The following is a 14,791-nucleotide window of genomic DNA, read 5'->3' as shown; positions in this document are numbered from 1 at the left end:
CCACGCCATGCACCGGGAGACACCGACCCCCCACATTTATTAATCTAGTGTTAATACCTAGACCAATCGCAGGCGACGCATGACACATTAATGTTGTCTTGCGTTAATCAATTAATGATGCATTCAACCGAGACACCCTCACACCCCACGGAGACAACCCCCATGTCCAAGCGCTCGAACCGACTCTCGCCCGCCCCCTTGTGGGCCGCCGTGCTGCTGGCTGTGGCCGGCGGCGCCCAGGCCACCGACTTCAGCGGCTACTTCCGCGGCGGTCCGGGCCTGACCAAGAAGAACACCTCCCGCGCCTGCTACCACCTCAACGAAGGCGCCGGCAACAGCATCGCCCGCGGCCTGAACTACCGCCTGGGCAACGAGTGCGACATCTACGGCGAATTCCAGATCGACCAGAACTACAGCAAGGACGGCATCGACTACGGCGGCACGGTGATGGTCACCCACTACACCAACGCCACCGACAACGACGGCAGCGGCCTGAACTTCGAGCAGCTGTTCGCCCATGCCAAGGGCCTGGACGTGCTGCCCGAGGCCACCTTCTGGATCGGCAAGTCGCGCGGCCGCCGCGGCGACGTGCACATCGTCGACTGGTTCTTCACCGACATGAAGGGCGTGGGCGCCGGCGTCAAGGGCATCAGCGTGGGCTCGGGCAAGCTCGGCATGGCCTGGTACAAGACCGACGGCGACAGCAGCGACACCCGCCCGGGCAACCGCCTCAACCTCGAGGTGCTGGGCATCGACAGCAACCCCGGCGGCAAGGCCAACCTGTTCTTCACGCTCACCAAGGGCGACTTCAGCGGCGGCACCAGCGGCCTGGGCCTGTCGCTGCGCCACGACCAGGCCAGGCTGTTCGGCACCAGCATCAACAACACGCTGTGGGTGCAGGCGGCCAGCGGCTCGACCAGCCTGGAATCGAACTTCGGCGACCTGACGCGCAAGTCCTCGGCCAAGAGCTTCCGCATCGTCGAGAGCATCAACTGGCAGTCGGGCGCCTTCGGCGGCCAGGCCCTGGCCCTGGTCGGCACCTCGGAAGACAACGCCGGCAAGCGAACCACCGCCACCACGCTGGGCGGCCGCATCTCGTACGGCGTGACGCGCAACTTCAAGATGGTGGTCGAGGCCGGTGCCTCGCAGTACAAGACGGAAGGGCAAAGCGCGGCGCGATTGAGCAAGGTGACGATCGCCCCGACACTGTCGATCAACAACGAGTTCTGGAGCCGCCCCGAGCTGCGCCTGTACGTGACCACCGCGAAGTGGAACGCCGCCGCCGGCAACGTGACCGGCGTGGCGGGCTTCGCCGACAAGACCAGCGGCACCAGCGCCGGCGCCCAGGTGGAGTGGTGGTTCTGACCGCCCGCCCGACCCACGCGCCCCACCCCACAGGAGACACCCCATGACCACGAACCGACAAGCCCACCTCACTGCACTGGCCAGCGCCGCGCTGGCCTGCGCCGCACTGGCCGCCGGCCCCGCCCGGGCCGGCGAGGTGGAGGTACTGCACTGGTGGACCAGCGGCGGCGAGGCCAAGGCCGCTGCCGAACTGAAGGGCACGATGCAGAAGATGGGCCACACCTGGAAGGACTTCGCGGTCGCCGGTGGCGGCGGCGATTCGGCCATGACGGTGCTGAAGTCTCGCGTGGTCTCGGGCAATGCCCCGGCGGCCGCGCAGATCAAGGGCCCGTCGATCCAGGAGTGGGCCCGAGAGGGCGTGCTGGCCAACATGGACGCCACCGCCAAGACCGAGAAGTGGGACGAGCTGCTGCCCAAGGCCATCGCCGACGGCCTGAAGTACAAGGGGCACTACGTGGCGGCGCCGGTGAACGTGCACCGCGTCAACTGGCTGTGGGCCAACCCCGAGGCCTTCAAGAAGGCCGGCGCCAAGGTGCCCACCACCTGGGACGAGTTCTTCACCGCCGCCGAGGCGCTGAAGAAGGCCGGCGTCATCCCCGTGGCCCATGGCGGCCAGAACTGGCAGGACTTCACCACCTTCGAGAGCGTGGCGCTGGGCGTCGGCGGCACCGACTTCTACCGCAAGGCGCTGGTGCAGCTGGACACCGGCGAGCTGAAGGGCGCGACCATGCAGAAGGTGCTCGAGACCTTCCGCAAGGTCAAGTCCTACACCGACAAGAACTCGCCCGGGCGCGACTGGAACCTGGCCACCGCGATGGTCATCAAGGGCGAGGCCGGCATGCAGCTGATGGGCGACTGGGCCAAGGGCGAGTTCGTCGCCGCGGGCAAGGTGCCGGGCAAGGACTTCGTCTGCGTCGCCGCGCCGGGCACGGCCAAGGCCTTCACCTACAACATCGACAGCTTCGCGCTCTTCCAGCTGAAGGACGCGGCCAAGCAGAAGGCCCAGCAGGACCTGGCCGCCACGCTGATGAGCCCGTCGTTCCAGGAGGTGTTCAACCTCAACAAGGGCTCGATCCCGGTGCGTCTGGGCATGAAGCTCGACAAGTTCGACGACTGCGCCAAGACCTCGGCGGCCGACTTCGTGGCCACCGCCAAGGGCAACGGCCTGGTGCCCAGCATCGCCCACGGCATGGCCGTGCCCTCGTCGGTGGAAGGCGCGATCAAGGACGTGGTGTCGCAGTACTGGAACGACGACAAGGTGACCGTGGCGCAGGCCATGGACCGCCTGGTCGGCGCGGCCAAGGGCAAGTGATCCGGCGCTGACCGGGGCGGCCCGGGCCAGGCGAGCCGCCTTGGCGCGCCGGCCCCGCCGTTCCGGTCGACCGCCCCACCCCACCGCCCATAACTCGGCTGCACACCATGTCCGCGCCCTCTGCCCTGCGCACCCCCTGGCTGCCCAAGCTGGTGGTGGCCCCGAGCTTCGTGCTCGGCTTCTTCTTCATCTATGGCCTGATCGCCTGGAACGGCTGGCTGTCGGTCAGCGCCTCGCGGCTGCTGCCCAACTACGAGTTCGTCGGCCTCGAGCAGTACGGCCGCCTCTTCGAGAGCGACCGCTTCCACGTCGCGCTGACCAACATGGCCGTCTTCGGCCTGCTGTTCATCGGCGGCGCGATGGCCCTGGGCCTGCTGCTGGCGGTGCTGCTGGACCAGAAGATCCGTGCCGAGGGCGTGCTGCGCACGATCTACCTGTACCCGATGGCGATCAGCTTCATCGTCACCGGCACGGCGTGGAAGTGGATGCTCAACCCCGGCCTCGGCCTGGAGCACCTGATGCACCAGTGGGGCTTCCCCGACTTCACCTTCGACTGGCTGGTCAACCCCGACAAGGCCATCTACTGCGTGGCCATCGCCGGGGTCTGGCAGAGCGCCGGCTTCGTGATGGCGCTGTTCCTGGCCGGCCTGCGCGGCATCGACGAGAACATCATCAAGGCCGCGCAGGTGGACGGCGCGAGCCTGCCGCGCATCTACTGGCGCATCGTCATCCCCAGCCTGCGGCCGGTGTTCTTCAGCACCCTGATGGTGGTCAGCCACCTGGCCATCAAGAGCTTCGACCTGGTGATGTCGCTCACCGCCGGCGGCCCCGGCTACGCCACCGACCTGCCCGCCACCTTCATGTACGCGATGGCCTTCTCGCGTGGCCAGATCGGCCTGGGCGCGGCCGCCGCCACCGTGATGCTGGCCACCGTGGCCGCCATCGTCGTGCCCTACCTGTACAGCGAACTCAGGAGCAAGCGATGAACCGCCCAAGTGAACGCCGGGCCGCCCCAAGTTTGCTTGACCCCCGCGGGGGGCGGGCCGGACGCGGTCCGGCCCTGGGGGCGCCCACCCTGCATCGCGTTCTGTTGTGGGGCCTGCTCCTGGTCTTCGCGGCCTGGTTCCTGTCGCCGCTGTACGTGATGGTGGTGACCTCGCTGAAGGACATGGACCAGGTGCGCAACGGCCACCTGCTGTCGTTGCCCACCGACCCCGGCTTCGCCGCCTGGGCCAAGGCCTGGGGATCGGCCTGCACCGGCACCGATTGCGGCGGCTTGAAGCCCTTCTTCATGAACAGCGTGCTGATGGTCGTGCCCGCGGTGCTGATCTCCAGCGCCATCGGCGCGCTCAACGGCTACGTGCTCAGCAAGTGGAAATTCCGCGGCAGCGAAACCATGTTCGCGATGCTGCTGTTCGGCGTGTTCATGCCGATGCAGGTGGTGCTGCTGCCGATGAGCCAAGTGCTGGGCTGGCTGGGCCTGGCCAGCTCGATCTGGGGCCTGATGCTGGTGCACGTGGTGGCCGGCATCCCGAGCACGACGCTGTTCTTCCGCAACTACTTCGTCGGCCTGCCCGACGAACTGATCAAGGCAGCCATGCTCGACGGCGCCGGCTTCTGGCAGATCTTCGTGCGCATCGTGCTGCCGCTGTCCACGCCGATCATGGTGGTCACGGTGATCTGGCAGTTCACCAACATCTGGAACGACTTCCTCTATGGCGTGGTCTTCTCCGGCGCCGACAGCAAGCCCATCACCGTGGGCCTGAACAACCTGTCGAACACCTCCAGCTCGGTCAAGGAATACAACGTGGACATGGCCGCGGCGCTGATCGCCGCACTGCCCACGCTGTTCATCTACGCCGTGGCCGGCAAATACTTCGTGCGCGGGCTCACCGCCGGCGCTGTCAAGGGCTGAATCGCCACCGGGTGGCCTGCGCGGCGGGCGTTCCTTTCGAGGGCGCAGCAGCGGCGGCGGCACCGGGGCCAAGGAAACACCATGGGCGCACTGCACATCCGCCAGGTCCGCAAGAGCTACGCGGCGGCCGACATCCTCAAGGGCATCGACATCGACGTGGCCGAGGGCGAATTCCTGATCCTCGTCGGCCCGTCGGGCTGCGGCAAGAGCACGCTGCTCGCGATGATCGCCGGGCTGGACACGCCCACCAGCGGCAGCATCCACATCGGCGATCGCGACGTCACCTGGCTGCCCAGCAAGGACCGCGACATCGCGATGGTCTTCCAGAGCTACGCGCTGTACCCCAACATGAGCGTGGCGCAGAACATCGCCTTTGCGCTGGAGATGCGCAAGGTGCCCAAGCCCCAGCGCGACGCGGCGGTGCAGCGCGTGGCGCAGATGCTGCAGATCGGCCACCTGCTCGACCGCAAGCCCGGCGCGCTGTCGGGCGGCCAGCGCCAGCGCGTGGCCATGGGGCGTGCACTGGCGCGCGACCCCAAGCTGTTCCTGTTCGACGAGCCGCTGTCCAACCTCGACGCCAAGCTGCGCGTCGAGATGCGCGCCGAGATCAAGTTGCTGCACCAGCGCACGAAGACGACCACCGTCTACGTCACCCACGACCAGGTCGAGGCGATGACGCTGGGCGACCGCATCGCGGTGATGAAGGACGGTCTGGTGCAGCAGTTCGGCACGCCCGACGACATCTACACCCGCCCGGCCACGCGCTTCGTCGCCGAGTTCATCGGCTCGCCGGCCATGAACATGGTGGACGCCGGCCGCAGCGCAGGGGACGGCCTGGCCGCCCACGGCCACGAGCTGCCGCTGAACGCCGCGCAGCGGCAGGCCATCGCTGCGTCGCCGCGCAGCGCGGTCGTGTACGGGCTGCGCCCCGAGGACCTCTCGTTCGCCGACCAGGGTCTCGGCGGCACGCTGGCCATGCTCGAGCCCACCGGGCCCGAGACCTATGTGACGGTGGACACCGCGGTTGGTAAGCTCACGGTGCGGGTGCCCGGCCAGGTGCATCGCCGCATCGGTGACACGGTGCACCTGGCCTGGTCACCCGAGCGCGCGCACCTGTTCGACACCGGGGACGGCAGGCGGATGGCCTGACGCCACTGAAAGCGCGTCTTTCAGGCGATAGGAGACACCTCATGACCACGCCCGGCAACGGCAAGCACCCCCCCACCCGCCTGGCCCGCGACACCATGGCCTTCGTGCTGGCCGGCGGCCGCGGCAGCCGGCTGATGGAACTGACCGACCGGCGCGCCAAGCCCGGCGTGTTCTTCGGCGGCAAGACCCGCATCATCGACTTCGCGCTCTCCAACGCGCTGAACTCCGGCATCCGGCGCATCGGCGTGGCCACGCAGTACAAGGCGCACAGCCTGATCCGCCACATGACCCGCGGCTGGAGCTTCCTGCGCGCCGAGCGCAACGAGAGCTTCGACATCCTGCCGGCCAGCCAGCGCGTGGACGAGGACGCCTGGTACCGCGGCACCGCCGATGCGGTGTTCCAGAACCTCGACATCGTCGAGAGCTACGCGCCGAAGTACATGGTCGTGCTGGCCGGCGACCACATCTACAAGATGGACTACGAGATCATGCTGCAGCAGCATGTGGACAGTGGCGCCGACGTCACGCTGGGTTGCCTCGAGGTGCCGCGCCTGGAGGCCACCGGCTTCGGCGTGATGCACGTCGACGAGCACGACACCATCAAGAGCTTCATCGAGAAGCCCGCCGACCCGCCCGGCATCCCCGACCGCCCCGACATGGCCCTGGCCTCGATGGGCATCTACGTCTTCGACACGAAGTTCCTGTTCGACCTGCTGAAGGCCGACGCCGCCAACCCCAGCTCCGACCACGACTTCGGCAAGGACCTGATCCCGCACGTGGTGCGCACCGGCAAGGCCGTGGCCCACCGCTTCAGCGCGTCCTGCGTGCGCTCGGCGCAGGAGGCCGAGGCCTACTGGCGCGACGTCGGCACGGTGGATGCTTACTGGGAATCGAACATCGACCTCACCGCCGTGACGCCCGCGCTCGACCTCTACGACACCGACTGGCCCATCTGGACCTACAGCGAGCTCACGGCGCCGGCCAAGTTCGTGCACGACGAGCCCGCGCGCCTCGGCCATGCGATCAGTTCGCTGGTGTCGGGCGGCTGCATCGTCTCGGGCACCGAACTGCGGCGTTCGCTGCTGTTCACCGGCGTGCGCACGAGTTCGTACTCCCACATCGAAGAGGCGGTGATCCTGCCCTACGTGAAGATCGGTCGACACGTGCGGCTGAAGAAGGTGGTGATCGACCGCGGCGTCGTCGTCCCCGACGGCCTGGTGGTCGGCGAGGACGCCGAGTTCGACGCCAGCCGCTTTCGCCGCACCGAGCGCGGCGTGTGCCTGATCACACAGCCGATGATCGACCGGCTGGCCGCCTGAGGCATGCCCGCCGCCCGCCAGCCGCCGCTTGCCCGGCCCGCGCCCATGGCCGCACCCGTGCAGGGGCCCGCGCCCCTGCAGGTGCTGGGCGTGGCTTCCGAGATGTACCCGTTGCTCAAGACCGGCGGGCTGGCCGACGTGGTGGGCGCGCTGCCCGGCGCGCTGGCCGGCCTGGGCGTGCGGCTGCAGACCCTGCTGCCCGGCCACCCGGCGGTGCTGGCGGCGCTGCAGGACGCGCACGAGGTGGCCCACTGGCCGGCCTGGTTCGGCGGCCCGGCGCGGCTGCGGGCCGGGCGCTGCGGCGCGCTCGACCTGCTCGTGCTCGACGCGCCGCACCTTTACGACCGGCCCGGCAACCCCTACCTCGACGGCCACGGCCGCGACTGGCCCGACAACGCCGAGCGCTACGCCGCGCTGGCCTTCGCCGCGGCGCGCATCGCCTGGGGCGAGGTGCCGCACTGCGTGCCCGACCTGGTGCATGCCCACGACTGGCAGGCCGCGCTGGTGCCGGCCTACCTGCACTACCTGGGCGCCGGCAAGCGCCGCCCGGCCACCGTGCTGACGCTGCACAACCTGGCCTTCCAGGGCCTGTTCAAGGCCGACATCTGGAGCCGCCTGGGCCTGCCGGCCGAGGCCTTCGCGATGCAGGGGCTCGAGTACCACGGCGACGTCGGCTACCTGAAGGCCGGCATCCACTTCGCCGACGCCATCACCACCGTCAGCCCCACCTACGCGCGCGAGATCCGCACCCTGGCCGGCGGCATGGGCATGGACGACATGCTGCGCTGGCGCGACGCGGCCGTCAGCGGCATCGTCAACGGCATCGACACCGAGGTGTGGAACCCCGCCACCGACGCCCTGCTGGCCCAGCCCTTCAGCGAGGTCGACCTGGCCGGGCGCGTCGCCAACAAGCGCGCCGTCGAAGCCCGCTTCGGGCTGCCGGCCGAGGCCCCCGGCGACGGCCCGCTGATCTGCATGGTCAGTCGGCTCACCGCGCAGAAGGGCATCGACCTGGTGGCCGCCACGCTCGATGCCATCGTCGCCACCGGCGCGCGGCTGGTGGTGCTGGGCGCCGGCGACCGCGCGCTGCAGGACGCGCTGCGCGCCGGCGCACAGCGCCACCCCGAGCGCGTGGCCGTGCAGATCGGCTACGACGAGGGCCTGTCGCACCTGCTGCAGGGCGGCTGCGACGCGATCCTGGTGCCCAGCCGCTTCGAGCCCTGCGGGCTGACGCAGCTCTACGGCCTGCGCTACGGCTGCGTGCCGGTGGTCGCCCGCGTCGGCGGCCTGGCCGACACGGTGATCGACGCCAACGACGCGGCCATGAAGGCCGGCGTGGCCACCGGCGTGCAGTTTGCCGAGGTCAGCGCCGAGGGCGTGCTGGACGCCGTGCGCCGCACCGTGGCGCTGTACCGCCGCCCGGCCGTCTGGCAGCGCCTGCAGGCCGCCGGCATGCGCGCCGAGGTCGGCTGGCAGGCCTCGGCCGCCGAGTACGCTGCGCTGTACCGTCGGCTGTGTCACCGTGAGGAAACCCCATGATCCAGACCATCGCCACCGCCCCCATCGCCGGCATGAAGCCCGGCACCAGCGGGCTGCGCAAGAAGGTGACCGAGTTCGCCGCCGGGCACTACCTGCCGAACTTCGTGCAGTCGGTGTTCGATGCGGTGCGGCCCCAGGCCGGCTTCGGCGGCCTGACGCTGGTGGTCGGCGGCGATGGCCGCTACTTCAACCGCGAGGCCATCCAGACGGTGCTGCGCATGGCCGCAGCCAACGGCTTCGCGCGCGTGCTGGTCGGGCAGGACGGCATCTTCTCGACACCCGCCGCCAGTGCCGTGATCCGCCAGCACGGCGCCTTTGGCGACCTGATCCTGTCGGCCAGCCACAACCCCGGCGGGCCCGACGGCGACTTCGGCATCAAGTTCAACGGCGCCAACGGCGGGCCCGCGGCCGAGAAGATCACCGACGCGATCTACACGCGCACGCTGACGATCGATCGGTTCTTCACCACCGACACGGCCGACATCGACCTGGGCACCCTCGGCACTCAAGAGGTCGAGCGGATGCAGGTGGAGGTGGTCGACCCGGTGGCCGACTACCTGGCGCTGATGCGCAAGCTGTTCGACTTCCCGGCGCTGCAGCGGCTGTTCGCCTCGGGCTTCCGGCTGGCCTTCGACGCCATGCACGCGGTGACCGGGCCCTACGCGCACGCGATCTTCGAGCGCGAGCTGGGCGCGGCACCGGGTACGGTGCGAAACGGCACGCCGCTGCCCGATTTCGGTGGCCACCACCCCGACCCGAACCTGGTGCATGCGAAGGAGCTGCACGACCTGATGATGTCGGCCGACGCGCCCGACCTGGGTGCCGCGTCCGATGGCGACGGCGACCGCAACCTGATCATCGGCCGGGGCCTCTTCATCGCGCCTTCGGATTCGCTCGCGATGCTGGCGGCCAATGCGCACCTGGCCCCGGCCTATCAGGGCGGCATCGCCGGCATCGCCCGCTCGATGCCCACCAGCGGCGCCGCCGACCGGGTGGCACAGGCGCTGGGCGTGCCGTGTTTCGAGACGCCCACCGGCTGGAAGTTCTTCGGCAACCTGCTCGACGCCGGCAAGGTGACGCTGTGCGGCGAAGAGAGCGCGGGCACCGGCAGCGACCATGTGCGCGAGAAGGACGGCGTCTGGGCCGTGCTGCTGTGGCTGAACATCCTGGCCGTGCGCCAGCAGAGCGTGCAGGCCATCGCCCACGAGCACTGGGCGCGCTTCGGCCGCAACTACTACACGCGGCACGATCACGAGGACCTCGACAGCGCGGTGGCCAACGACCTGATGCAGGCGCTGGCCACGCGGGTGCTGGGCCTGGCCGGCGGCACGCTCGAGGGCCGCGCGGTGGCCATCGCCGACGACTTCAGCTACCTCGATCCGGTGGACGGCAGCGTGTCGAAGCACCAGGGCCTGCGCCTGGTCTTCGGCGACGGCTCGCGCATCGTCTACCGCTTGTCGGGCACCGGCACCTCGGGGGCCACGCTGCGCGTGTACATCGAACGCTTCGAGGCCGACCCAGCGCGGCACCGGCTCGACACCCAGGCCGCGCTGGCCGACCTCATCACCCTGGCCGACCGCCTGGCCGGCATCCGCGACCGCACCGGGCGCGAGGTGCCCAGCGTCGTGACCTGACGGCCGGCGCCGCCGGGCGCCAGGCCCCGCGCCAGACCGCGGCACCGATTCCCTCCATCGGTGCGCACATCGCTGCACCCGGCTCGATACGCACTTTTCGCGTGCATGCTCGCATTGCATTGGTGCGTTGAGGGCCGATTTGGTGCGGCTGAAATGGACGCGTCGCTGTCGTGTCAGTGTTCACGCTCCCCTCGAATGCGGGGCCCCGGGGAACCAATCCCCTCCCTATCATCGTTACCAATTGTTTGGCGCGTCCTGCGCCCAAGGAAGGTCCGAAGTCTGGACGTCCGCACAGGCGACGTGGCACGACGACATTCCGGTGGCGCGGGTCGATGCCCATTCGCATCGGCAGCCGCCCGGGCTGCCCGGAGGTTGTCCATGAAGTTCCCCTTCCGGTCCCTGCCCAGCCTGGCGCTGCTGGCCCTGTCATCGGCGCCCGCGCTGGCCGCCAGCCCGGCGCCCGGCCCGGCGGTCAACGGCGCCGACACGGCATGGATGCTGATCTCCACGGTGCTGGTGCTGATGATGACGATGCCGGGCATCATCCTGTTCTACGCCGGCATGCTGCGCACGAAGAACGCGTTGTCGATCGTGGCGCACACCATCGCCGCGGCGTCTGTGATCACACTGGTCTGGGCCACGCTGGGCTACTCGCTGGCCTTCACCGCGGGCACGCCGTGGATCGGCGGCCTGGGCCGGGCCTTCGGCGAGGGCCTGATCGGCCCGGGCGCCGTCAACCACCCGATCGCGCCCACGGTGCCCGAATCGGTGTTCTTCCTGTTCCAGCTGTCCTTCGCGATCATCACCTTCGCGCTGGTGCTGGGCGCCACCGCCGAGCGCATGCGGCTGGGCGTGACGATCGCCTTCGCAGCCCTGTGGACGCTGCTGGTGTACGCTCCGATCGCGCATTGGGTGTGGCACCCCAACGGCTGGCTGGCGCGCCTGGGCCACATGGATTTCGCCGGCGGCACCGTGGTGCACGTCGCGGCCGGCGTCACCGGCCTGGTGGCCGGCTGGACCATCGGCCCGCGCCGCGGTTTCGGCAAGGAGCCGATGATGCCGCACAACCTGCTGATCACCGTGCTGGGCGGTGGGCTGCTGTGGGCCGGCTGGTTCGGCTTCAACGCCGGCTCGGCCTTCGAGGCCAGCAGCCGGGCCGGCGGCGCGCTGCTGGCCACCCAGGTGGCGGCCTGCGCCGGCGCCATGATGTGGGGCTTCTGCGAGTTCATGCGCCGCGGCCAGTGGAGCGTGCTGGGCATGATGACCGGCGCCATCGCCGGCCTCATCGCGGTGACGCCGGCCTCGGGCTACGTGGCCTTCAACGGCGCACTGGTCATCGGCGCGGCCGCCGGCCTGCTGTGCTTCATCTGCGTGCTGCGCTTCAAGTCGGCCACGGGCATCGACGACTCGCTCGACGTGTTCGCGCTGCACGGCGTGGGCGGCCTGGTCGGCACCGTGCTCACGCCGGTGATGGCCACCGCGGCGATCGCCCCGATCACCGCCACGGTGCTCACGCAGGCCATGGGCGCGCTGGCGGTGCTGGCCTACGCCGGGGCGATGACCTGGCTGATTCTGAAGGCCATCTCCGTCATCGTCACGCTGCGGGTGAACTCGGAATCCGAACGCATCGGGCTGGACATCGCCGAACACGGCGAGATGCTCGCCCCGACCCCCTGAGCGCGATCGATGGCCATGTCGCTCGGAGGCCCGAACCCGTTGATGAACTACCTCGTGCGCATGGTCACGCCCATGCGCCGCGAGTTCGGCCGCCAACTCGACGTGCAGCAGTTCATGCACGACTTCGAGTACGCCGCCGACGTGCTGCGCGAGGCCCTGCGCAGCCAGGACCCGCGCTTGGTGGACTACGCCCGCTACGTGCAGGACCACCTGCAAGGCCCGCGCAGCGGCCACGCCCCGCCGACGCCACCCGCGGCGGCCGCGCCGTCGAAGACCCCCGCCGCGCCGGCCATCGCGCCGCCAGGCGCCGGGGCCGTCCAGGCGCCGCCCTCCGCGGCGGCGCCCACCGGCCCGACCGAGGACGAACTGCGCGCCCGCATCCTGAAGAAGTACACCAGCGGCCTGCGCTGACGCCCGGTCCGCGGGCCGCCCACCGGCCCGTGCTTGCGGGGCCACGGGCGCGGCGCCAACGGCCTCTGCCGCGGCCTGCCCCGTCGACCCCGTCCGGCTCTGCACGGATACTTCGGGCCCAGCCCGGCGCCCGATGGCGTCCGGCATCACCCTCCTTCACTCCACGCGCCCCGCCATGAAGCTCTTCGACCTCACCGACCGCACGGCCCTCGTCACCGGCGGCAGCAAGGGCATCGGCTTCGCGCTGGCCAGCGCCCTGGGATGGGCCGGCGCCACGGTGGTGATCAACGGGCGCGACACCGACCGCCTGGCCGAGGCCCAGCAGGCGCTGCAGGCCCAGGGCGTGACGGTGCACACCGCCGCCTTCGACGTGACCGATGCCGACGCGGTGCAGGCCGGCGTGGCGCGCATCGAGGCCACGGTCGGGGCCATCGACATCCTCGTCAACAACGCCGGCATGCAGCACCGCGCGCCGTTCGCCGAGTTCCCCCTCGACGCCTGGCGCCGGCTCAGCGCCACCAACATCGACAGCGTGCTGTTCGTCGGCCAGGCGGTGGCGCAGCACATGATCCCGCGCGGCCGCGGCAAGATCATCAACGTGTGCTCGGTGCAAAGCGAACTGGGCCGGCCCAACATCGCCCCCTACGCAGCCAGCAAGGGCGCGGTGAAGATGCTGACCAAGGGCATGGCCATCGACCTGGGGCGCCACGGCATCCAGGTCAACGGCCTTGGGCCCGGCTACTTCAAGACCGAGCTGACGCAGGCGCTGGTGGACGACGACGCCTTCAGCACCTGGCTCGCCGGCCGCACGCCGGCCGGCCGCTGGGGCGACGTGGACGAACTCGCCGGCGCGGCGATCTTCCTGGCCTCGGACGCGTCGAGCTTCGTCAGCGGCCACATCCTGTACGTCGACGGCGGCATCACCGCCAGCCTGTGACCGGCCGGGCCCGTGGCCCGTGCCACACTCCGGCCCGATCCCCCCGACCACCCCCACCCCATCGAGGCATTCCCATGTTCAAGGCCATCGTCGTCGAGAAGGACGAAGCCGGCTACCGCGCCGGCCTGAAGAGCGTGGACGACAGCACCCTGCCCCCGGGCGAGGTGACCGTGCGCGTCGAGTACTCCACCCTCAACTACAAGGACGGCCTGGCCCTCACCGGCAAGAGCCCGGTGGTGCGCAAGTTCCCGCTGCACGCGGGCATCGACTTCGCCGGCACCGTCGAGGCCAGCGACGACCCGCGCTACCGGCCCGGCGACCGCGTCGTGCTCAACGGCTGGGGCGTGGGCGAATCGCATTCGGGCGGCCTGGCGCAGAAGGCCCGCGTCAAGGCCGACTGGCTGCTGCCGCTGCCGGCCGGCCTGACCACCCGGCAGGCGATGGCCATCGGCACCGCCGGCTACACCGCGATGCTGTGCGTGCTGGCGCTCGAGCGCCACGGCCTGCAGCCGGGCGCGGGCGACATCCTGGTCACCGGCGCCAACGGCGGCGTCGGCAGCGTGGCCATCGCGCTGCTGTCGAAGCTGGGCTTCCGCGTCGTGGCCTCCACCGGCCGGCCGCAGGAGGCCGAGTTCCTGAAAGGCCTGGGCGCCGCCGAGGTCATCGCACGCGACGAACTGTCCGCGCCCGGCAAGCCGCTGGCCAAGGAGCGCTGGGCCGGCGTGGTCGACTCGGTGGGCAGCCACACGCTGGCCAACGCCTGTGCCGCCACCCGCTACGGCGGCGCGGTGGCCGCCTGCGGCCTGGCGCAGGGCATGGACTTCCCGGGCTCGGTGGCGCCGTTCATCCTGCGCGGCGTCACGCTCTACGGCATCGACAGCGTGATGGCCCCGCTGGCCGTGCGCCGCGCCGCCTGGGACCGCCTGGCGCGCGACCTCGACCTGGCCAAGCTCGAGGCCATCACCCACGAGATCGGCCTGGCCGAGGTGGTGCAGGCCGGCAGCGACCTGCTGGCCGGCAGCGTCCGCGGCCGGCTGGTGGTGAACGTCGATGCCTGAGCGGCAGGCCCACCGGCCGGCGGTGTTCGAGCGCGAGGTGCTCATCCGCTTCGGCCACTGCGACCCCGCCGGCATCGTCTTCTTCCCGCAGTACCTGGTGCTCTTCAACTACCTGGTCGAAGACTGGATGGACCAGGGCCTGAAACTCGGCTATGCGCATTTCATCGACCACCGCCGCATCGGTTTGCCGACGGTGTCGCTGCACTGCGACTTCACCGCCCCCAGCCGTATGGGCGAGCACGTGACGATGGGCCTGGCGGTGCACCGCCTGGGCCGCAAGTCCATCACGCTGGACCTGTGGTGCCGGCTCGGCGACGAGCAGCGCGTCAAGGCCCGCCAGGTGCTGGTGACCACGCAGCTCGACCGGATGGAGGCCGTCGACATCCCGGCCGACCTGCGCGCGGCCATCGACCGCGGCCACCCGGCCGTCGGCTGAGCGCGCCGGGCCCGCCGCCACCGCGCCGCGGGTGCGACG

At 70.3% G+C, this 14,791-nt stretch carries 13 protein-coding genes; all 13 read left to right on the top strand.

Going from position 1 to position 14,791, the window contains the following annotated elements; genetic code table 11:
• The first annotated feature begins 162 nt into the window (after nt 1-162).
• The 13 genes from EOINJALH_RS07060 to EOINJALH_RS07000 all read left to right on the top strand — a co-directional run bounded on the left by EOINJALH_RS07060 (nt 163) and on the right by EOINJALH_RS07000 (nt 14,752).
• The gene (locus tag EOINJALH_RS07060; RefSeq protein ID WP_158219676.1) at nt 163-1,365 is read left to right on the top strand and encodes a carbohydrate porin; all 1,203 of its coding nucleotides are present in this window, start codon (nt 163-165) and stop codon (nt 1,363-1,365) included.
• A 43-nt stretch (nt 1,366-1,408) separates the two neighbouring features.
• Nucleotides 1,409-2,677 carry an ABC transporter substrate-binding protein gene (locus EOINJALH_RS07055; RefSeq protein WP_088279641.1) on the top strand — a complete coding sequence of 423 codons (1,269 nt, stop codon included), beginning with the start codon at nt 1,409-1,411 and terminating at the stop codon, nt 2,675-2,677.
• A gap of 107 nt (nt 2,678-2,784) precedes the next feature.
• On the top strand, nt 2,785-3,663 hold the full coding sequence (locus tag EOINJALH_RS07050; protein ID WP_088279640.1) for a carbohydrate ABC transporter permease: 879 nt from the start codon (nt 2,785-2,787) through the stop codon (nt 3,661-3,663).
• A gap of 104 nt (nt 3,664-3,767) precedes the next feature.
• Nucleotides 3,768-4,592, top strand: coding sequence for a carbohydrate ABC transporter permease (locus tag EOINJALH_RS07045; protein WP_234413699.1), 825 nt, complete (start codon nt 3,768-3,770; stop codon nt 4,590-4,592).
• An 81-nt stretch (nt 4,593-4,673) separates the two neighbouring features.
• The gene (locus EOINJALH_RS07040; protein ID WP_088279638.1) at nt 4,674-5,741 is read left to right on the top strand and encodes an ABC transporter ATP-binding protein; all 1,068 of its coding nucleotides are present in this window, start codon (nt 4,674-4,676) and stop codon (nt 5,739-5,741) included.
• Between the two features lie 41 nt (nt 5,742-5,782).
• The gene (glgC, locus tag EOINJALH_RS07035; protein WP_088279637.1) at nt 5,783-7,060 is read left to right on the top strand and encodes a glucose-1-phosphate adenylyltransferase; all 1,278 of its coding nucleotides are present in this window, start codon (nt 5,783-5,785) and stop codon (nt 7,058-7,060) included.
• Between the two features lie 75 nt (nt 7,061-7,135).
• Nucleotides 7,136-8,599: a glycogen synthase GlgA gene (glgA, locus tag EOINJALH_RS07030; RefSeq protein WP_088279643.1), complete on the top strand. Its 1,464-nt coding sequence runs from the start codon at nt 7,136-7,138 to the stop codon at nt 8,597-8,599.
• A complete protein-coding gene (locus EOINJALH_RS07025; RefSeq protein WP_088279636.1) occupies nt 8,596-10,233 on the top strand; it encodes an alpha-D-glucose phosphate-specific phosphoglucomutase in 1,638 nt (545 codons plus the stop codon). Before glgA ends, EOINJALH_RS07025 begins: the two co-directional genes overlap by 4 nt.
• 378 nt (nt 10,234-10,611) lie before the next feature.
• The gene (locus tag EOINJALH_RS07020; RefSeq protein WP_088279635.1) at nt 10,612-11,910 is read left to right on the top strand and encodes an ammonium transporter; all 1,299 of its coding nucleotides are present in this window, start codon (nt 10,612-10,614) and stop codon (nt 11,908-11,910) included.
• A gap of 9 nt (nt 11,911-11,919) precedes the next feature.
• Nucleotides 11,920-12,321 carry a hypothetical protein gene (locus EOINJALH_RS07015; protein ID WP_144289899.1) on the top strand — a complete coding sequence of 134 codons (402 nt, stop codon included), beginning with the start codon at nt 11,920-11,922 and terminating at the stop codon, nt 12,319-12,321.
• A gap of 175 nt (nt 12,322-12,496) precedes the next feature.
• A complete protein-coding gene (locus tag EOINJALH_RS07010) occupies nt 12,497-13,258 on the top strand; it encodes a glucose 1-dehydrogenase (protein ID WP_088279633.1) in 762 nt (253 codons plus the stop codon).
• A 74-nt stretch (nt 13,259-13,332) separates the two neighbouring features.
• The gene (locus EOINJALH_RS07005; protein ID WP_088279632.1) at nt 13,333-14,316 is read left to right on the top strand and encodes an MDR family oxidoreductase; all 984 of its coding nucleotides are present in this window, start codon (nt 13,333-13,335) and stop codon (nt 14,314-14,316) included.
• Nucleotides 14,309-14,752 (top strand): thioesterase family protein, encoded by a 444-nt coding sequence (locus EOINJALH_RS07000; RefSeq protein WP_088279631.1) that lies wholly within the window; start codon nt 14,309-14,311, stop codon nt 14,750-14,752. The genes EOINJALH_RS07005 and EOINJALH_RS07000 overlap by 8 nt, the downstream gene beginning before the upstream one ends.
• Nucleotides 14,753-14,791 lie beyond the last annotated feature (39 nt).

It is taken from the genome of Ideonella sp. A 288, from assembly GCF_002198735.1.
GTDB lineage: Bacteria > Pseudomonadota > Gammaproteobacteria > Burkholderiales > Burkholderiaceae_C > Pseudaquabacterium.
The sequence above is the reverse complement of the archived record's forward strand: the minus strand, read 5'-3'. Positions and strand labels throughout refer to the sequence as shown.